Raw genomic sequence first — 18,014 nt, forward strand, 5'->3', positions numbered from 1 at the left:
AGGTATAATCCGTTTTTCCCGCGAGCATTCAGCGATGACCAAATATGTTTTCGTCACCGGCGGCGTAGTTTCGTCCCTTGGCAAGGGTATTGCCGCCGCCTCCCTCGCCGCGATCCTCGAATCGCGCGGTCTGAAAGTCACCCTCCTCAAGCTCGATCCCTACATCAACGTCGACCCCGGCACGATGAGCCCGTTCCAGCACGGCGAAGTGTTCGTGACGGAAGACGGAGCGGAAACCGACCTTGACCTCGGCCACTATGAGCGCTTCATCACCACGAAGATGCGCAAGGCCAACAACTTCACCACGGGCCAGATCTACGAATCGGTGATCCGCAAGGAACGCCGCGGCGACTATCTGGGCAAGACCGTGCAGGTCATTCCGCACATCACGAACGAGATCCAGGCATTCATCGAACGCGGCGCCGCATCGGCGACGTGCGGCGAGCCGGATGTCGCGATCGTCGAAGTGGGCGGCACCGTGGGCGACATCGAATCGCTGCCGTTCCTCGAAGCCGCGCGTCAGATGAGCCTGCGCCTTGGCCGCAACAGCGCGTGCTTCGTGCACCTCACGCTCGTGCCGTTCATCGCCACGGCCGGCGAACTCAAGACCAAGCCCACGCAGCATAGCGTGCAGAAGCTGCGCGAAATCGGTATCTATCCGAACGTGCTGCTGTGCCGCGCCGACCGCCGTATTCCCGACGACGAGCGCGCGAAGATCTCGATGTTCTCGAACGTGCCCGAAGATGCCGTGATCTCGGTGTGGGACGCCGACAGCATCTACAAGATTCCGCAGATGCTGCACGACCAGGGTCTCGACTCGATCGTCTGCGACGAGCTGAAGCTCTCCGCCAAGCCCGCCGATCTGTCGATCTGGTCGGAAATGGTCGAGAAGCTCGAGCATCCCAAGCACGAAGTCACGATCGGCATGGTCGGCAAGTATGTCGACCTGACCGAGTCGTACAAGTCGCTCATCGAAGCGCTGCGCCACGCGTCGATCAAGACCTCGGCGAAGGTGAACATCGAGTACATCGACTCCGAGCAGATCGACGAAGAGGGTGTCGAGAGCCTCAAGCATCTCGACGCGATCCTCGTGCCGGGCGGTTTCGGCCGTCGCGGCACCGAAGGTAAGATCAAGGCCATCCAGTACGCTCGCGAAGCGAAGGTGCCGTACCTCGGCATCTGCCTCGGCATGCAGCTCGCCGTGATCGAATTCGCGCGCGACGTCGTGGGTCTGAAGCACGCGAACAGCACGGAATTCGATCCGGACACGCCTGACCGCGTCGTCGCGCTCATCACCGAATGGGCCGACCGCGAAGGCAAGGTCGAGAAGCGCACCGAAGACTCCGACCTTGGCGGCACGATGCGCCTCGGTTCCCAGCGCTGCCCGATCAAGCCCGGCACGCTCGCGGCGGAAATCTATGGCAAGGATGTGAACGAGCGTCACCGTCACCGTTATGAAGTCAATAACGGCTACGTGCCCAAGCTCGAGGCCAACGGCCTTATCATCAGCGCCCGTACGCCGTCGGAAGATCTGCCGGAAATGATGGAACTGCCGCGCGACATGCACCCGTGGTTCGTCGGCGTCCAGTTCCACCCGGAATTCACGTCCACGCCGCGCGACGGCCATCCGCTCTTCAAGGCGTATGTCGAAGCGGCAGTCGCGCACCATGAAGCGCGCGCCGAGGAGAAAGCATGAATCTGTGCGGTTTCGAGGTAGGTCTCGATAAGCCGTTTTTCCTGATCGCGGGCACCTGTGTCGTCGAATCTGAACAGATGACGATCGACACGGCGGGCCGCCTGAAGGAAATCACGTCGAAGCTCGGCATTCCGTTCATTTACAAGTCGTCCTACGACAAGGCTAATCGTTCGAGCGGCAAGTCGTTTCGCGGCCTCGGGATGGACGAGGGTCTGCGCATCCTCTCCGAAGTGAAGCGCCAGCTTGGTCTGCCCGTGCTGACCGACGTGCACTCGGAAGAAGAGATCGGGCCCGTGGCTTCGGTCGTGGACGTGCTGCAAACGCCCGCGTTCCTGTGCCGCCAGACCGACTTCATCCACGCGTGCGCGCGCTCGGGCAAGCCGGTCAACATCAAGAAAGGCCAGTTCCTCGCGCCGCACGACATGAAGAACGTGATCGACAAGGCACGCGAAGCTGCGCGTGAGGCGGGTCTTTCCGAAGACCGCTTCTTCGCCTGCGAGCGCGGTGTTTCGTTCGGTTACAACAACCTCGTCTCGGACATGCGCTCGCTCGCTATCATGCGCGAGACCGGCGCGCCGGTCGTGATGGACGTGACGCACTCGGTGCAGTTGCCGGGCGGGCAGGGCACGAGCTCTGGCGGTCAGCGCGAATTCGTGCCGGTGCTCGCGCGCGCGGCTGTGGCCACGGGCGTGGCGGGGCTCTTCATGGAGACGCACCCGAACCCTGCGCAGGCCAAGTCCGACGGTCCGAACGCCGTGCCGCTGAACCGCATGGCGGACCTGCTCGAAACCCTCGTGACGCTCGACCAGGCGGTCAAGCGCACGCCGTTCCTCGAGAACGACTTCAGCTGAGCTGGAAATTACGTAGTACGGCGCGCCGCTTCGATTGCATGAGCGGCGCGATGGAGGAGCAGCGCGGCGCAGGACCGCGCGCGCAGCGGTGTTATGTAACGACATCATGCTGTGCGCAGCGGGGCCAACGCACCGCGTTCGATGTACAAGGCAGCGTGGCAGCGCGCCGGTCACAGGACTGTGACCGGCGCGCTGCGGCAAGTTGAACCTGGCGAGCACGCAGCCTGTCCCATGTGACGGTGTGCCCCGAACGAGCATAGAAACTGTGCCTCGCGGGCCGATGCAGCAGACGGCGCAGCTCGCGCAAGAATTACTGTCATTTCCTGAGGAAACCATGAGTGCAATCGTAGATATCATCGGTCGCGAGATCCTGGATTCGCGCGGCAATCCCACCGTCGAATGCGACGTGCTGCTCGAGTCGGGCACGATGGGCCGCGCAGCGGTGCCGTCGGGCGCGTCGACCGGTTCGCGCGAAGCGATCGAACTGCGCGACGGCGAAGCCGGCCGCTACAACGGCAAGGGCGTGCTGAAGGCCGTTGAGCACATCAACACCGAAATCTCCGAGGCGATCATGGGCCTCGACGCGTCGGAACAAGCCTTCCTCGACAAGACCCTGCTCGAACTCGACGGCACCGACAACAAGTCGCGCCTTGGCGCAAACGCGATGCTGGCCGTGTCGATGGCCGTCGCGAAGGCTGCTGCCGAAGAAGCCGGCCTGCCGCTGTACCGCTACTTCGGCGGATCGGGCGCGATGCAACTGCCGGTTCCGATGATGAACATCGTCAACGGCGGCGCGCACGCGAACAACAGCCTCGACATCCAGGAATTCATGATCGTGCCGGTGAGCCAGCCGACCTTCCGCGAAGCGCTGCGTTGCGGCGCGGAAGTGTTCCATGCGCTCAAGAAGATCCTCTCGGATCGCGGCATGAGCACGGCCGTCGGCGACGAAGGCGGTTTCGCGCCGAACTTCGGCAGCAACGACGAATGCCTCTCGACCATCCTGCAAGCCATCGAAAAGGCCGGCTACCGTGCCGGTGAAGACGTGCTGCTCGCGCTCGACTGCGCGGCGAGCGAGTTCTACCACGACGGCAAGTACCAGCTCGCGGGCGAAGGCCTGCAGCTGTCGTCGGCCGAGTTCGCCGACTACCTGGCCACGCTCGCCGACAAGTTCCCGATCGTCTCGATCGAAGACGGCATGCACGAGTCCGACTGGGCCGGCTGGAAGCTGCTGACCGAAAAGCTCGGCAAGAAGGTGCAGCTCGTGGGCGACGACCTGTTCGTGACCAACACGCGCATCCTGAAGGAAGGCATCGAGAAGGGCATCGCCAACTCGATCCTCATCAAGATCAACCAGATCGGCACGCTGACGGAAACCTTCGCAGCGATCGAAATGGCCAAGCGCGCGGGCTACACGGCTGTGATCTCGCACCGCTCGGGCGAAACCGAAGACTCGACGATTGCCGATATCGCTGTGGGCCTGAACGCGGGTCAGATCAAGACCGGTTCGCTCTCGCGCAGCGACCGCATCTCGAAGTACAACCAGCTGCTGCGCATCGAGGAAGATCTCGGTGATATCGCCAGCTACCCGGGCAAGTCGGCGTTCTATAACCTGCGTTAAGCGGAACCTGCGCCGGCAGCAGCCTTGCTGTCACCCTTCGTCATCTCTCTCCGCCGCCCTGCGTATAGCGCAGGGCGGCGTGTATTTATCCGGCACCTTTCATGCGGCTTGTCACTGTCGTTCTGATCATCCTGCTTGTGTTGATTCAGTATCCGCTCTGGTGGGGCCATGGTGGCTGGCTGCGTGTGCACGAACTGCAGCAGCAACTCGCGCAGCAGCAAAAGCAGAACGACGACGAGAAACTGCGCAACGAACGCATCGCGGGCGAAGTGCAGGATCTGCAAAGCGGCACGGCTGCTGTCGAGGAGCGTGCGCGCTACGAAATGGGCATGGTGAAGGACAGCGAGGTGTTCGTGCAGTTTGTCGCGCCGAACCAGACGCCGCCGGTGACGCCGAGCGGTTCGTCCAATACCTCGACGCGTGGCGAGATGTCGGCGGCGCCGGTGAGGGTGGTGCCGAACCCCGTTTCGCGTGTGCCGGAGAAGAAGCACGGGCACCGAAAGGAAGCGAAGAAGGCCGGTTGAGCGCGCAGTTCGCGCTGAGCAGGCGGCCAGACAAGAAGGCGCGGCATCGAGCCGCGCCTTTTTTCGTTTACGCGTTCGTCTCAGGACGTTGTGTGATTACCAGCCCCAACCCGGATATCCGTAGCCGATACCCGTGCCCCAGCCGTGCCCCCATCCGCCACTGTAATAGCTGCCGTAGACGGTGACGGGAGGCGCGTACGCGCGCGACCAGGCTTGTGCGGCAGCTTCCGCGGCCATGGCGTTGTCCTGTTCGGCGAGCACCTGGCGATCGATCGCGTCGTAGCGCGCCTTTTCGTCGGGCGTAAGCACTGGCGCGGTGGCGGGAAGGCCCGACTGCGCCGCGGGCAGCCGGCTGTAGATCGGCGATGGCCCGGGCGGGTCCATCATGCAGCCGCTCGTCGACGCAACGATCGCGCCGAGTGCCGCGAATACGAGCAGCGCGCTCGCGCGCGGCGTGCGGTCGCGCAACGGAGGTGCGAAGCGTTTGTTCTTGATCATGCTTCTCTCCATCTATCGGACGCCTAAGTAATTTGAGATGGCAGCGGCCCCGGAATGTGTTTCGGTTCCCGCAGCCGTCCAGGCGCCGCTGGGCAGGGCGGTGGCGCAACACGCGTTGCGCCGCACAGGCGTTATCGGCTCAGTGTGCCCTGGCGCGCTTCGGTTCGTCTCAGTGGCGACGCTCCGCAGCGGGACTCACGCTTTCTGAGAGCCCCTTCACCGCAAAAAGTTGCGCGACGTCCACCGGGTCGAACTCATAGCGCTGGTTGCAATAGTCGCAATGAATCTCGACGTGACCGCGTTCCTCGATCACGCCGTCGACTTCCTCGCGGCCCAGCATCTTGAGCATCGCGCCCACTTTCTCGCGCGAGCACGAGCACTGGAAGCGCGGTGCAAGCGGCTCGAAGTGACGCACGTTTTCCTGCCAGAAGAGGCGGCGGAACAAGGTCTCGCCGTCTTCCTTGAGCATTTCGTCGCGCGTGAGCGTGCCGCCGAGCGTGCAGACACGCTCCCAGGTGTCGAGGTCGTGCTCGCCCTGATGCGGCACAATGCCGCCGTCGCCCGGCAGCTTCTGAAGCAGCATGCCGACCGCGCGGTCGTCGTTTGCAGCGAGCCACAGGCGCGAGTCGAGCTGTTCCGAGTGATGCATGTAATGCTCGAGCACGGCGGCGATCGACTTGAGCGGGCCGTCTTCGCCGTTCAACGGCACGATGCCCTGGTAGGGCTGCTGGCCCGGCTGCTTTTTCGCGGGGTCGAGCGTAATGACGCAGCGACCCTGGCCGTCCGGATTCACGAGGTCGGCGAACGTGAGGTCTTCGCCGAGCGGCAGGGCGTTTTCGCCCGTGAAGTCTTCGCCGAGGCGTGCGGTGGCGCGCATCGTCAGATCCGAGCCGCACTGCACGACCAGCATCTTCACGGGGCCGTCGCCGAAGATCTGCATGATCAGCGTGCCATCGAACTTGAGATTCGCCGAGAGCAGCGCGCACGCCGCCATCATTTCGCCGAGCACGGTGCGCACCGGCGTCGGATACTGGCGGCGCTTGAGCACTTCCTGCCACGTGTTGCTCAGCGAGACGATCTCGCCGCGCACCGGGGCGGCGCTGAACATGAATTTTTGCAACTGGTCGTTCACAATCTTTTCCTTCGTTTGAATCGGGGCGGCGCGCCCGGCGCCGCACACGGCGAGAGCGTGTCGCTCTCACCTGCGGCACTCAGCCGATGCGCACGAGCTGCGCCTTGAAATATTCGCGACGCTGCGCGTAGACGTCCGCGTTGCGCTTGAGGCCGGCGATGTCGGCCTCGGTCAGCTCACGCACGACTTTGGCCGGCGCGCCGAGAATCAGCGAGTTGTCGGGGAACACCTTGCCTTCCGTGACCACCGCACCCGCGCCAACCAGACAGTTGCGGCCGATTACCGCCCCATTCAAGACCACGGCCTGAATACCGATGAGCGCGCCTTCCTTCACGGTGCAGCCGTGCAGCATGGCCTGATGGCCCACCGTCACGTTCGCTTCGAGCGTGAGCGGGTAGCCGGGATCCGTGTGGAGCACCGCGCCTTCCTGGACGTTGCTGCGCGCGCCGACGGTGATCGGCTCGTTGTCGCCGCGCAGCGTCGCGCCAAACCAGACGCTCGCGTCTTCGGCCAGTTCGACCTTGCCGATGACAGTTGCGTTGTCCGCGACGAACACGCTTTCGTGAATGGTCGGTGCGGCTTCGCCAAGCTTGTAGATGGCCACGGTGTCGAGTCTCCTGATATTGGGGGCTGCTGCCGGTGTACTGGCGTCGCGCAACGGATGCGCACGTCGCGAGGCAGGTGAATCGCGTATTGTAAACGGTTGCGTGCGCGGTCCGCTTGGGGCAAGGTTGGGCGGCCTCGCGCAACGGTTTTGTGCTCCTCGCTTTTCGGTCCCTGTTTCTTCTGCCGATGAATTCCGTGTTCTCCGCCGCCGGCGCAAGCGCTGACGTCCCAACTCCCGCAGACGCCTCGTCCGCCTGCTGGCGCCTCGCCGCGCTCGACGCGCTGCGCGAGCGCGACCCCGCCATCAAGGCCGATGCGGTACGCGCGCTGCACGCGCAAAGTCAGGCACAAGCCGTCGCGCCGCGCTGGCAAGCGCAACTCGCCATCGCGACGCCGGCCGGCCTGCCTGGCCGGCCCGACCAGCCGCCGCTTGTCGAGCCGCGCGAACTGCAACGCCGCAGCACGAGCACGCCGCAGGGCCGGGTGGTGCTGCTGCACGCGCTGGCCCACATCGAATTCAACGCGATCAATCTCGCGCTCGACGCGGTGTGGCGCTTCCCCGCCATGCCCGACGCCTTCTACGCCGACTGGCTCAAGGTCGCGGACGAAGAGGCGTACCACTTCTCCCTGCTGCGCGCGCGCCTCGCCGACTACGGTCACGCGTACGGCGACTTCCCCGCGCACAATGGCCTGTGGGAGATGTGCGAGCGCACGAGCGCGGATGTGCTCGCGCGCATGGCGCTCGTGCCGCGTGTGCTGGAGGCGCGCGGGCTCGACGCCTCGCCGCCCATTCGCGCGCGCCTGAAGCAGGCCGGCGACCACGAATCGGCTGCGATCCTCGACATCATCCTGCGCGACGAAGTGGGGCACGTGCGCATCGGCAACCACTGGTTCCGCTACTTGTGCGAGTCGCGCGGTCTCGACCCGCACGCGGCCTGGCTCGCACTCGCCGAGCAGTATCACGCGCCGCGCATGCGCGGGCCGTTCAACTTCGAAGCGCGCCGCTCGGCGGGCTTCGACGAGGCCGAACTGGATACGCTGGCAGCCCAGGACGCGGCGGAACAGGCGGCTCCAGGGAAGTCACCGGGACGTCATTCGAACGAATGATCTACCGCAGACGTCCAGCACCTATATAATCGAACGACCATTCTTTTTTGCGGCAGCGCAAATGAATCAATCCCGTTCCGAATTCGTCGATGTCAATGGCATGCGGCTGCACGTGCGCCGCTGGGGTGCAGAGGGCGCGCCCGTGCTCTTCATGCTGCACGGCTGGATGGATGTGGCGGCGTCGTTTCAGTTCGTCGTCGACGCGCTCGATGCACGCGGCGGAGACTGGCAGGTGATCGCGCCCGACCTGCGCGGCTTTGGCCTCTCAGGCTGGCCCGTCGCGCAGGGGCAGGGCAGCAACTACTGGTTTCCGGACTACCTTGCCGATCTCGATGGCCTGCTCGCACACTACGCGCCCGAGGGTCAGGTCGATCTCGTCGGGCACAGTCTCGGTGCGAACATCGTTTGCCTCTATGCGGGCGTGCGGCCCGAGCGCGTGCGGCGCGTGGTCGATCTCGAGGGTTTCGGCCTGCCGGCGACGTCGCCCAGACAGGCGCCGGCCCGCGTACGCGAGTGGCTCGACGAGGTCCGTACGCCGCCGCAATTGCGCCCATACGCATCGCTCGACGAGGTAGCTGCGCGGCTCGTGAAAACGAATCCGCGTCTGATCGCGCCGCGCGCGCGCTTTCTCGCGGAGCACTGGTCGAAGCCAGACGGCCAGGGCGGCTACGTGCTGCTCGCCGACCCGGCGCACAAAATGCGCGGGCCGCTGCTGTACCAGCTCGACGAGGTGATGGCGATCTGGTCGCAGGTGAGTGCGCGCGTGCTGCACGTCGAAGCGGCCGGCTCCGAAACGCTCGCGCGGCTTGCGGGGGCGGTGCCCATTGACGAATTCAAGAAGCGCTTCGAGGCGTTTCCCGACTGGCGCGAACGGATCGTCAACGGGGCGGGGCACATGGTGCATCACGACCAGCCCGAAGAGGTCGCGCGCCTGATCGAGGCGTTCTGCGCCTGAGCGCAAGGCACGTTGAACGTTCCCCATCGAGCGTTCTTTCGGGCGGCAACAACGCGCGAGGCGCCGCCCGACGACTTCACTGCGTTGCAGTAAAATGAGCGTTCATCCTTTCCCCACATCCAATGAACGCCGATCTCCACTGTCACTCCACTGTCTCCGACGGCCAACTGGCCCCCGCTGCCGTCGCGCAGCTGGCGAAAGCGGGCGGCGTGAACCTGTGGGCGCTCACCGATCATGACGTGCTCGGCGGGCAGCGCGAGGCGCGCGAGGCGGCCGAAGCGCTCGGCATACGCTACCTGAGCGGCGTCGAGATTTCGGTGACGTGGGCGTCGCGCACGGTGCACGTCGTCGGCTTGCATGTGGATACGGAGTGCGCCGCGCTCGTCGACGGACTCGCGCGCACGCGCGACGGCCGTGCGGCGCGCGCCGAAGCGATTGGCGAGCGGCTCGGCGAACTCGGCATTCCCGACGCGTACGAAGGCGCGCTCGAATACGTCTCGAATCCCGACTTGATTTCGCGTACCCACTTCGCGCGCTTTCTCGTGGAAAGCGGTCGCGCGCAGAACACCCAGGACGCGTTTTCACGCTGGCTCGGGGAAGGTAAGCCCGGTTACATCGCGCACCGCTGGGCGAAGCTCGCCGACGCCGTATCGTGGATCAAGGCGGCCGGCGGCGAGGCGATCATCGCGCATCCGGGTCGCTATGCTTACAGCCAGCTCGAATTCGATACGCTCTTCGGCGAATTCATCGATCTGGGCGGCAAGGCTATCGAAGTCGTCACCGGCAGCCACACGCCCAGCCAGTACGGCGAGTACGCTGCCGTCGCGAGGCGCTTCGGCTTCGAAGCGTCGCGCGGTTCGGACTTCCACGCACCCGGGCCCGACGCGATCGAGCCGGGCACGCTGCCGCCGTTGCCTTCCGATCTCACGCCGGTTTGGGAGCGATGGCTGTAGGTCGCGCCCCGCGCGTGGCCCGCTGACTCCGCCCCGTTGCCGCAAGGCGTTTCGCGCCGGTCAACCCCGCTTTGTCGTCGCTTTGTGGTACTACGTGCAGTCGCTTGCCGTTTTCGCGCAGCGTTCCACTGTTCTTTATCGCCATTCGTTAGCTGATTACTGCCATGTCCCAGTTCTTTCGGCTTCACCCGGAAAACCCGCAGCCGCGCCTCGTCAAGCAGGCGGTGGAGATCATCCGCGACGGCGGTGTGATCGCGCTGCCCACCGACTCGAGCTACGCGCTCGCCGCCCGCATCGACGACAAGCAGGCGGCCGAGCGTTTGCGGCGCATCCGCGGGCTCGACGAAAAGGCGTTGCTCTCGCTGATGGTGCGCGACCTGTCCGAACTCGCGAACTTCGCGATGGTGGACAACCGCCAGTACCGCCTCATCAAGTCGGTGACGCCGGGGCCGTACGTCTTCGTGCTGGTGGCGACGAAGGAAGTGCCGCGGCGCTTGTCGCATCCGTCGCGCAAGACGATCGGCCTGCGCGTGCCGGGGCATCCGATTCCCCTAGCGATTCTCGAAGAACTGGGCGAACCGCTGCTGGCTTCCACGCTGATCCTGCCGCCCGACACCGAGCCGCTCAACGACCCCGAGGAGATTCGCGAGCGCCTCGAAAAGCAGCTCGATCTCGTGATCGACGGCGGGGCCTGCCCGTGCGAGCCGTCCACCGTGATCGATCTCACCGGTGAAGAACCGGTGCTCGTGCGGCCGGGGCGGGGCGCGCTGGCGCCGTTCGGCATCGAAGAGGAAGAGGCATGAAGCGGCATGCACGCAAACTTGCGCGGCGTGAACGCGGCCAGAGCGCGCTGACGCATTGATACAATAGGCCGCCATGGAAGCCAATTTGATTCAGACGATCGTCGTCTACGCCTTGCCGGTCATCTTCGCGATCACGCTGCACGAGGCCGCGCACGGCTATGTCGCGCGCATGCTCGGCGACAACACCGCGTATGTGCTCGGTCGCGTGTCGTTCAACCCGATGCGCCACATCGACCCGATCGGCACCATCGCGATGCCGCTCGTGCTGTATTTCCTGACGAATGGCGCGTTCGTGTTCGGTTACGCGAAGCCCGTGCCGATCGCCTTCAGTAATCTGCGCGATCCGCGCTGGGGCACGCTGTGGGTTGCGGCGGCCGGGCCGCTGTGCAACTTCGTGCAGGCCATCGTATGGGGCGTGTTCGGCGTGGGTCTCGCGGTGCTCGGCGTGGACGAGCCGTTCTTCACGCGCATGGCTGCCGCCGGCGTGGGCGTGAATCTCGTGCTTGGCGTGCTCAATCTCTTTCCGCTGCCGCCGCTCGACGGCGGCCGCGTGCTCGGGGCGCTCTTGCCCACGCGCGCGAGCATTGCGCTCGCCCGTATCGAGCCCTATGGTTTCATCATCGTGATGGGGTTGCTCGTGAGTGGCATCTTCACGCGATTCTGGCTGCGCCCGCTCGTAAGTCTAGGTTACGACGCGGTCACCGCCATCCTTACCCCTCTTGTATCGCTCTTTTCATAACATCATGTTCCCAGACCGTATCTTCTCCGGCATGCGGCCCACCGGGTCGCTGCACCTCGGCCACTATCACGGCGTGCTGAAAAACTGGGTGCGCTTGCAGTCCGAGTATCCGTGCTTCTTCTGCGTGGTCGACTGGCATGCGCTCACCACGCACTACGAAACGCCGGATGTCATCGAGAAGAACGTCTGGGACGTGCTGATCGACTGGCTCGCCTCGGGCATCGATCCGAACCAGGCCACGCTGTTCATCCAGAGCCGCGTGCCCGAGCACGCCGAACTCGCGCTGCTGCTCGGCATGAGCACGCCGCTGTCCTGGCTCGAGCGCGTGCCGACCTACAAGGAACAGATCGAGAAGCTGCGCGACAAGGACCTCGGTACCTACGGCTTCCTCGGCTATCCGGTGCTGATGGCCGCCGACATCCTGCTGTACCGCGCGTCGCTCGTGCCGGTGGGCGAGGACCAGGTGCCGCACGTCGAAATGGCGCGCGAAATGGCGCGCCGCTTCAACTACATGTACGGCCGCGAGCCGGGCTTCGAAGAGAAGGCCAACGAAGCGGCGAAGAAGCTGGGCGGCAAGCGCTCGAAGCTCTACCACGAGCTGCGCAACGCCTATCAGCAGGAAGGCAACGAAGAGGCGCTCGAACAGGCCCGCGCGATGCTTTCGGAGTCGCAAAGCCTTTCGATGAGCGACCGCGAGCGTCTGTTCGGCTACCTCGAAGGCTCGCGCAAGATCATCCTGCCGGAGCCGCAGGTGCTGCTCACGGAAGCTTCGCGCATGCCTGGCCTCGACGGCCAGAAGATGTCGAAGTCGTACGGCAACACCATCGGCCTGCGCGAAGACGCCGAGTCGATCACGAAGAAGGTCCGCACCATGCCGACCGACCCTGCGCGCGTGCGCCGCACCGATCCGGGCGATCCGGACAAGTGCCCGGTGTGGCAGCTGCACCAGGTCTACACGGACGAGCAGACGCACGACTGGGTGCAGAAGGGCTGCCGTTCGGCGGGTATTGGTTGCCTGGAATGCAAGCAGCCGGTGATCGAAGGCATCCTGCGCGAGCAGCAGCCGATGCTCGAGCGCGCGCAGAAGTACATGGACGACCCGTCGCTGCTGCGTGCAATCGTCGCGGACGGCTGCGACAAGGCGCGCAAGTTCGCCAACGAAACGATGCGCGACGTGCGCGAGGCCATGGGCCTCTCGTACAGCTGATCGCGCGGATGACGTCGACACCTGCCGCCGGCTCGCCGGCCCATGGGCTTTCCGAGCCCTCGCGCTGGGTGCGCCGCTGGGCGCACCTGATCGCACCCCGCGGCATGGTGCTCGACGTGGCTTCAGGCGCTGGGCGGCACACGCGCTGGCTCGCGGGGCAGGGCCATCCGGTTACGGCGCTCGATCGCGACGCCGCCGCGCTCGCCACGCTCCATGACGTGGCAGGTATCGCGACATTGGAGTGCGACCTCGAAGGCGCGCCGTGGCCGCTCGCAGCGGATGCCCGTTTTGCGGCCGTGGTCGTCACGAACTACCTGCACCGGCCACTCATGCCGCGTCTGATCGACGCGCTGGCGCCGGGCGGCGTCCTGATCTACGAAACGTTCGCGCAGGGCAACGAAACTGTCGGCAAGCCATCGAACCCCGCTTTCCTGCTCGCTCCCGGCGAATTGCTGGCGGTTTGTACACCGGTGCTGCGGGTAATCGCCTATCAGGACGGATTTCTTTCGCAGCCGCGTGAGGCGTATATTCAGCGCATCTGCGCGGTACGGGAAAAAACGACCTCAGTGTCCCCCGAAAGAGCCGGTAATGTACCTGAGAACCAGGTACTACCCGTAACGCGTTACGATCTGACCGGCTAATCCGCTACAATCGCGGTTTAACCGACTCATTTTTCTGGCGTTTCATGGCTAACGGCACTCAGGACGGCATTACGCTGCAAGGCAGCATTCCCGCGATCGTCACCCCCATGCACGAGGACGGCAGTCTCGACCTGCCGGCATTCCGCAAACTGATCGACTGGCACGTGGAAGAGGGGACGGATGCCCTCGTCGTCGTCGGTACGAGCGGGGAGTCCGCCACGCTGGACGTCGAAGAGCACATCCAGATGATCAAGACGGCGGTCGAGCACGCCGCCGGGCGTATGCCGATCATCGCGGGCGCGGGCGGCAATTCCACCGCCGAAGCCATCGAACTCACGAAGCACGCGAAGGAAGTCGGCGCGCAGGCGTCGCTCCAGGTCGTGCCCTATTACAACAAGCCGACTCAGGAAGGCATGTACCGCCACTTCGCGAAGATCGCGGAGGACGTGGACCTGCCGGTCATTCTGTACAACGTGCCGGGCCGTACGGTCGCGGACATGGCGAACGAGACCATCCTGCGTCTGGCCGAAGTGCCGGGCATCATCGCGGTGAAGGAGGCGACGGGTAACATCGACCGCGCCGCGCACCTCATCAAGCATGCGCCGGCGGGCTTCAAGATTTTCAGCGGCGACGATCCCACGGCGATCGCGCTGATGCTGCTCGGCGGCCACGGCAATATTTCGGTGACCGCGAACGTCGCGCCGCGCCAGATGAGCGACCTGTGCAAGGCCGCGCTCGCCGGCGACGTGAAGACGGCGCGCGCGATCCATATGAAGCTGTTGTCGCTGCACAAGAACCTGTTCATCGAATCGAATCCGATTCCGGTGAAGTGGGCGCTGCAGGAACTCGGCCGCATCGAGGGCGGCATCCGACTGCCGCTCACGCCGCTCGACGCGCGCTACCACGACGTGGTGCGCGCCGCGCTGCGCGAAGCCGGTCTGGCTGGCTGATCCGATCAGCCAGTCGCCGATTTTTCAACCGACGCCGCCACGGCCCAACCGCCCAATCACTGAAAGACCTCGGACCGACCCCGGACCCACCGTCTCGCAGAGCAAGGCTTAGCGTTCCCGTATCACGAAGGCCCACATGAAACGTTCCGCTTTTTCCCTCCACGCAACCCGCATGGCGGTGCTGACGCTTGCACTCAGCTCGCTCGCAGGCTGCGAGTCGCTGAACGACATGTTCGCGTCCGACCGCGTGAACTACAAGGACACGCCGACTGCGCCGCCGCTGAATGTGCCGCAGGATCTGTCGTCAGCGCCGAACGATCAGAAGTACGTCGCACCGCCGCCCACGATCACGCTGGGCGGCGCCGCCCAGCGCACGGTCACCCCGGCCGGCAACGCCACGCTCGGCGTGCCGGATGCGCAGGATCCGCTCGGTATGCACGTCGAGCGCGACGGCGACCGCCGCTGGCTCGTGGTGGACGGCCGCTCGCCTGACGACGTCTGGCCGCAGCTGCAGGAATTCTGGACGGAGAATGGCTTCACGCTGACGACCGACTCGCCGTCCACGGGCATCATGACGACGGATTGGGCCGAAAACCGCGCCAACATTCCGGACGACTGGTTCCGCCGCACGATTGGCCGCGTGATCGACTTCGCGTACTCGTCGGGCACGCGCGATCGTTTCCGCGTGCTGGTTTCGCGTGGTCCGGACGGCCAGACCGATATTTCCGTCACGCATAACGCGATGGAAGAAGTGTTGACGGGCCAGGACAAGACGGGCTCGAAGTGGGTGGAGCGTCCGCGCGATCCGGCACTCGAAGCCGCTTTCCTCGCGAAGATCATGCAGAAGTTCGGCCTGACCGACGCGCAATCCAAGCAGCTTCTGACCGATGCGCGTCCGTCGACGGCGGGCGTCAAGGTCGCCGCCGGTTCTGACGGCATGACGCTCGATCTGCCCGAAGCGTTCGACACCGCGTGGCTGCGTGTGGGCCTCGCGCTCGACCGTACGAACTTCACGGTCGACAACCGCGACCGCGAGAAGGGCCTCTACTTCGTGCGCTATGCCGACTCGATGCAGGAGCTGAAGGGCGACGGCCTGTTGGGCAAGCTTTTCTACAATCCGAAGAAGGCCGCCAAGGATCAGGGTCCGGAATACGTCGTGGCGGTTCGCTCGACGGGCAATTCGACCCAGGTTGCCGTGGTCGACCAGAGCGGTCGCATCGACACCTCGTCGGACGCGCAACGTATCGTTTCCGCGCTGCACGCGCAGCTGAACTGACGTGCGCTGACATGCGATTTGCGAGCCTCGGCAGCGGCAGCGAGGGCAACGCACTCGTCGTAGAAGCAGGCCGCGGCACGACGCCCACGCGCGTGCTGCTCGACTGCGGATTCTCAGCGAAGGAAGTCGAGCGGCGCCTCGCCCGCGCGGGGCTGGCCGCCGACTCGCTCACCGCGATTCTCATCACCCACGAACACAGCGACCACATTGGCAGCGCGCTCACGCTGGCGCGCCGCTGGTCGATTCCGCTCTACATGAGCTGGGGCACGGCGCAGGCCGTAGGCGCGGACGATGCCGCAGGCGTCGAACTCAACGTGCTGTGGGGTGACGAAACAGTTGAAATCGGCGAACTCGGCGTGCTGCCCTACACGGTGCCGCACGACGCCCGCGAGCCGCTGCAGTTCGTGTTCAGCGACGGCGCGAGCCGGCTTGGTGTGCTGACTGACGTCGGCGAATCGACATCCCATATCAGCAGCGTGCTGAGTGGTTGCGACGCACTCGTGCTCGAATGCAATCACGATCTCGAGATGCTCGCGACGAGTCGCTATCCAGCGTCGCTCAAGGCGCGTATTGGCGGTTCGCATGGTCACCTGAACAACGAGGCGGCCGGCGGCATCCTCGCGGGGCTCGATCGCGCGAAGCTGCGTCATTTGATCGCCGCGCATCTGAGCCAGCAAAACAACACGCCCGAGCTTGCGCGCGCGGCGATGGCCGCGGTTCTGGGAAATGCTCCGACGGAAATAGGGGTTGCCTCGCAAGCCGAGGGTTTTGACTGGATTGCGCTTTAAGTCCCGCGCCCGTTCCGCAGTCGAGCGAATAGACGAAAAAAAGCCCATGACGAGAGTCATGGGCTTTTTGCATGATGAAGCCAGAATCAGCCGATCCGGCCCCACCAGGGTTTGGTTACGCTTTAGTTGCGATTGCCGCCAAAGATGCCGAGGATGGCGAGCAGGTTCGTGAACACGTTATACAGGTCCAGATAGATCGCGAGCGTCGCCGAGATGTAGTTCGTCTCGCCGCCGTTCACGACGCGCTGCACGTCGAACAGCATGTAGGCCGAGAAGATGGCGATGGCGAGGACCGAAACCGTGAGCATCAGCGCGGGCAGTTGCAGGAACATGTTCGCGACGCCGGCCAGCAGGATCACGATCACGCCCATGAAGAGCCACTTGCCGAGGCCGGAGAAGTCACGCTTGCTGACCGTGGCGATGGTGGCCATGGCGGTGAAAATGATGCCGGTGCCGCCGAATGCGAGCATGATGAGCTGCGGGCCGTTCGAGAAGCCGAGGATGAACGACAGCAGGCGCGACAGCATCAGGCCCATGAAGAACGTGAAGCCGAGCAGCACGAACACGCCGACCGAGCTGTCCTTGGTGCGTTCGATGGCGAACATGAAGCCGAAGGCGATCGCGAAGAACGCGAGCAGGCTCATGGCCGGGCTGGTGGCGGCAAAAAGCGAGAAGCCGGTCGCGACGCCCACCCACGCGCCGAGCACCGTCGGCACCATCGACAGCGCGAGCAGCCAATAGGTGTTGCGCAGCACGCGGTTGCGGGTCTCCGCCGAGGTGACGGTGCCGCCGCGGCCGAAGTTATAGGGATACTCGTTCATGCTTTCTCCTTGCGTGAGACGCGTGGGTGAGGGCGCGCAGGTGCGCGGTCCGCTCCCCCATAAGATAAGTGTGCCGACCCAGAGTTTCAACGGGTTGCCACACAGTTTCCGTTATGTTTCTACAGTGCTTGCGTACAGATTATGCCGCCAGTCTTAAGCCTCTCTGAAACCTGCGGCGGCGCGGCGCTTGTACGTAGCCCGTACGTAGTTTGTGCCCGGATTGCGCTCATTTGCCACGGTTTGCCGGGCTATGAGGGTTCAATCGCAATCATACATGGGAACATGCTACAATTGCGGATTCATTTGAATCTGTAACCTCTTAATTTTTTGGAGCTTTTATGGCGATCGAACGCACCCTGTCGATTATCAAGCCGGACGCAGTGGCAAAGAACGTGATCGGCCAGATCTACAGCCGCTTCGAAAACGCTGGTCTGAAGGTCATTGCCGCCCGCATGGTCCACCTCTCGCGCGCTGACGCCGAGAAGTTCTACGCTGTTCACGCAGCGCGCCCGTTCTTCAAGGATCTCGTGGACTTCATGGTCTCGGGCCCGGTGATGATTCAAGCGCTGGAAGGCGAGAACGCCATCCTGAAGAACCGCGATCTGATGGGTGCAACGGACCCGAAGAAGGCCGAGAAGGGCACGATCCGCGCCGACTTCGCCGACAGCATCGACGCGAACGCCGTGCACGGTTCGGACGCCGCTGAAACGGCTGCCGTGGAAATCGCGTTCTTCTTCCCGCAAGTCAACGTCTACTCGCGCTAAGCACGGCGCGAGCAGATTGCAGTAGTAGCATAGGGTCGCGAACGGCGATGACGCTCACCGTCCAGTTCCCGATGCCGCGCAAGTG

19 protein-coding genes are annotated in these 18,014 nt (G+C 64.5%); 15 read left to right on the forward strand and 4 right to left on the reverse strand.

Annotated features, from left to right (window positions below; genetic code table 11):
- Positions 1-34: 34 nt before the first annotated feature.
- From FAZ97_RS05750 to ftsB, 4 genes are all read left to right on the forward strand, one after another.
- Positions 35-1,696: a CTP synthase gene (locus FAZ97_RS05750; protein ID WP_158757586.1), complete on the forward strand. Its 1,662-nt coding sequence runs from the start codon at positions 35-37 to the stop codon at positions 1,694-1,696.
- Positions 1,693-2,547 (forward strand): 3-deoxy-8-phosphooctulonate synthase, encoded by an 855-nt coding sequence (gene kdsA / locus FAZ97_RS05755; RefSeq protein ID WP_028204156.1) that lies wholly within the window; start codon positions 1,693-1,695, stop codon positions 2,545-2,547. The genes FAZ97_RS05750 and kdsA overlap by 4 nt, the downstream gene beginning before the upstream one ends.
- A gap of 334 nt (positions 2,548-2,881) precedes the next feature.
- The gene (gene eno / locus FAZ97_RS05760; RefSeq protein ID WP_158757587.1) at positions 2,882-4,165 is read left to right on the forward strand and encodes a phosphopyruvate hydratase; all 1,284 of its coding nucleotides are present in this window, start codon (positions 2,882-2,884) and stop codon (positions 4,163-4,165) included.
- A gap of 101 nt (positions 4,166-4,266) precedes the next feature.
- Positions 4,267-4,689 (forward strand): cell division protein FtsB, encoded by a 423-nt coding sequence (ftsB, locus tag FAZ97_RS05765; RefSeq protein WP_158757588.1) that lies wholly within the window; start codon positions 4,267-4,269, stop codon positions 4,687-4,689.
- 96 nt (positions 4,690-4,785) lie between these two features.
- Here the strand turns inward: ftsB and FAZ97_RS05770 are convergent, their stop codons facing one another.
- The 3 genes from FAZ97_RS05770 to FAZ97_RS05780 all read right to left on the reverse strand — a co-directional run bounded on the left by FAZ97_RS05770 (position 4,786) and on the right by FAZ97_RS05780 (position 6,923).
- A complete protein-coding gene (locus tag FAZ97_RS05770; protein WP_407671795.1) occupies positions 4,786-5,187 on the reverse strand; it encodes a hypothetical protein in 402 nt (133 codons plus the stop codon).
- A gap of 169 nt (positions 5,188-5,356) precedes the next feature.
- Complete coding sequence (gene hslO / locus FAZ97_RS05775; RefSeq protein ID WP_158757589.1) at positions 5,357-6,319, reverse strand: Hsp33 family molecular chaperone HslO; 963 nt, start codon at positions 6,317-6,319, stop codon at positions 5,357-5,359.
- Positions 6,320-6,398: 79 nt separating this feature from the next.
- Complete coding sequence (locus FAZ97_RS05780; RefSeq protein WP_069265541.1) at positions 6,399-6,923, reverse strand: gamma carbonic anhydrase family protein; 525 nt, start codon at positions 6,921-6,923, stop codon at positions 6,399-6,401.
- A 188-nt stretch (positions 6,924-7,111) separates the two neighbouring features.
- Between FAZ97_RS05780 and FAZ97_RS05785 the strand changes: the two genes are divergently transcribed.
- From FAZ97_RS05785 to FAZ97_RS05830, 10 genes are all read left to right on the forward strand, one after another.
- Positions 7,112-8,032, forward strand: coding sequence for a ferritin-like domain-containing protein (locus tag FAZ97_RS05785; protein WP_158757590.1), 921 nt, complete (start codon positions 7,112-7,114; stop codon positions 8,030-8,032).
- A 61-nt stretch (positions 8,033-8,093) separates the two neighbouring features.
- The gene (locus FAZ97_RS05790; protein WP_158757591.1) at positions 8,094-8,987 is read left to right on the forward strand and encodes an alpha/beta fold hydrolase; all 894 of its coding nucleotides are present in this window, start codon (positions 8,094-8,096) and stop codon (positions 8,985-8,987) included.
- A 122-nt stretch (positions 8,988-9,109) separates the two neighbouring features.
- Positions 9,110-9,940, forward strand: coding sequence for a 3',5'-nucleoside bisphosphate phosphatase (locus tag FAZ97_RS05795; protein WP_158757592.1), 831 nt, complete (start codon positions 9,110-9,112; stop codon positions 9,938-9,940).
- A 164-nt stretch (positions 9,941-10,104) separates the two neighbouring features.
- On the forward strand, positions 10,105-10,743 hold the full coding sequence (locus FAZ97_RS05800; protein WP_158757593.1) for an L-threonylcarbamoyladenylate synthase: 639 nt from the start codon (positions 10,105-10,107) through the stop codon (positions 10,741-10,743).
- A 73-nt stretch (positions 10,744-10,816) separates the two neighbouring features.
- Positions 10,817-11,482, forward strand: coding sequence for a site-2 protease family protein (locus tag FAZ97_RS05805; protein ID WP_158757594.1), 666 nt, complete (start codon positions 10,817-10,819; stop codon positions 11,480-11,482).
- Positions 11,483-11,486: 4 nt separating this feature from the next.
- A complete protein-coding gene (locus FAZ97_RS05810; protein WP_158757595.1) occupies positions 11,487-12,689 on the forward strand; it encodes a tryptophan--tRNA ligase in 1,203 nt (400 codons plus the stop codon).
- Positions 12,690-12,697: 8 nt separating this feature from the next.
- Positions 12,698-13,330: a class I SAM-dependent methyltransferase gene (locus FAZ97_RS05815; RefSeq protein ID WP_158757596.1), complete on the forward strand. Its 633-nt coding sequence runs from the start codon at positions 12,698-12,700 to the stop codon at positions 13,328-13,330.
- Between the two features lie 44 nt (positions 13,331-13,374).
- Positions 13,375-14,280 (forward strand): 4-hydroxy-tetrahydrodipicolinate synthase, encoded by a 906-nt coding sequence (gene dapA / locus FAZ97_RS05820; protein WP_158757597.1) that lies wholly within the window; start codon positions 13,375-13,377, stop codon positions 14,278-14,280.
- Positions 14,281-14,416: 136 nt separating this feature from the next.
- Positions 14,417-15,556 carry an outer membrane protein assembly factor BamC gene (bamC, locus tag FAZ97_RS05825; RefSeq protein WP_158757598.1) on the forward strand — a complete coding sequence of 380 codons (1,140 nt, stop codon included), beginning with the start codon at positions 14,417-14,419 and terminating at the stop codon, positions 15,554-15,556.
- Between the two features lie 11 nt (positions 15,557-15,567).
- Positions 15,568-16,344 (forward strand): MBL fold metallo-hydrolase, encoded by a 777-nt coding sequence (locus FAZ97_RS05830; protein WP_158757599.1) that lies wholly within the window; start codon positions 15,568-15,570, stop codon positions 16,342-16,344.
- Between the two features lie 122 nt (positions 16,345-16,466).
- Here FAZ97_RS05830 and FAZ97_RS05835 read toward each other — a convergent pair whose 3' ends face one another.
- Entirely contained in the window at positions 16,467-17,165 is a 699-nt protein-coding gene (locus FAZ97_RS05835) for a Bax inhibitor-1/YccA family protein (RefSeq protein ID WP_158757600.1), read from the reverse strand.
- A 338-nt stretch (positions 17,166-17,503) separates the two neighbouring features.
- Between FAZ97_RS05835 and ndk the strand changes: the two genes are divergently transcribed.
- On the forward strand, positions 17,504-17,929 hold the full coding sequence (ndk, locus tag FAZ97_RS05840) for a nucleoside-diphosphate kinase (protein WP_158757601.1): 426 nt from the start codon (positions 17,504-17,506) through the stop codon (positions 17,927-17,929).
- Positions 17,930-18,014: the final 85 nt, after the last annotated feature.

It is taken from the genome of Paraburkholderia acidiphila (genome assembly GCF_009789655.1).
GTDB classification, from domain to species: Bacteria; Pseudomonadota; Gammaproteobacteria; order Burkholderiales; family Burkholderiaceae; genus Paraburkholderia; species Paraburkholderia acidiphila.

Excerpts from the sequence above, each read along its gene's own strand:
- FAZ97_RS05750 (WP_158757586.1), top strand. The coding sequence starts at position 35 with ATGACCAAATATGTTTTCGTCACCGGCGGCGTAGTTTCGTCCCTTGGC.
- kdsA (WP_028204156.1), top strand. The coding sequence starts at position 1,693 with ATGAATCTGTGCGGTTTCGAGGTAGGTCTCGATAAGCCGTTTTTCCTG.
- eno (WP_158757587.1), top strand. The coding sequence starts at position 2,882 with ATGAGTGCAATCGTAGATATCATCGGTCGCGAGATCCTGGATTCGCGC.
- ftsB (WP_158757588.1), top strand. The coding sequence starts at position 4,267 with ATGCGGCTTGTCACTGTCGTTCTGATCATCCTGCTTGTGTTGATTCAG.
- FAZ97_RS05770 (WP_407671795.1), bottom strand. The coding sequence starts at position 5,187 with ATGATCAAGAACAAACGCTTCGCACCTCCGTTGCGCGACCGCACGCCG.
- FAZ97_RS05785 (WP_158757590.1), top strand. The coding sequence starts at position 7,112 with ATGAATTCCGTGTTCTCCGCCGCCGGCGCAAGCGCTGACGTCCCAACT.
- FAZ97_RS05790 (WP_158757591.1), top strand. The coding sequence starts at position 8,094 with ATGAATCAATCCCGTTCCGAATTCGTCGATGTCAATGGCATGCGGCTG.
- FAZ97_RS05795 (WP_158757592.1), top strand. The coding sequence starts at position 9,110 with ATGAACGCCGATCTCCACTGTCACTCCACTGTCTCCGACGGCCAACTG.
- FAZ97_RS05800 (WP_158757593.1), top strand. The coding sequence starts at position 10,105 with ATGTCCCAGTTCTTTCGGCTTCACCCGGAAAACCCGCAGCCGCGCCTC.
- FAZ97_RS05805 (WP_158757594.1), top strand. The coding sequence starts at position 10,817 with ATGGAAGCCAATTTGATTCAGACGATCGTCGTCTACGCCTTGCCGGTC.
- FAZ97_RS05810 (WP_158757595.1), top strand. The coding sequence starts at position 11,487 with ATGTTCCCAGACCGTATCTTCTCCGGCATGCGGCCCACCGGGTCGCTG.
- FAZ97_RS05815 (WP_158757596.1), top strand. The coding sequence starts at position 12,698 with ATGACGTCGACACCTGCCGCCGGCTCGCCGGCCCATGGGCTTTCCGAG.
- dapA (WP_158757597.1), top strand. The coding sequence starts at position 13,375 with ATGGCTAACGGCACTCAGGACGGCATTACGCTGCAAGGCAGCATTCCC.
- bamC (WP_158757598.1), top strand. The coding sequence starts at position 14,417 with ATGAAACGTTCCGCTTTTTCCCTCCACGCAACCCGCATGGCGGTGCTG.
- FAZ97_RS05830 (WP_158757599.1), top strand. The coding sequence starts at position 15,568 with ATGCGATTTGCGAGCCTCGGCAGCGGCAGCGAGGGCAACGCACTCGTC.
- FAZ97_RS05835 (WP_158757600.1), bottom strand. The coding sequence starts at position 17,165 with ATGAACGAGTATCCCTATAACTTCGGCCGCGGCGGCACCGTCACCTCG.
- ndk (WP_158757601.1), top strand. The coding sequence starts at position 17,504 with ATGGCGATCGAACGCACCCTGTCGATTATCAAGCCGGACGCAGTGGCA.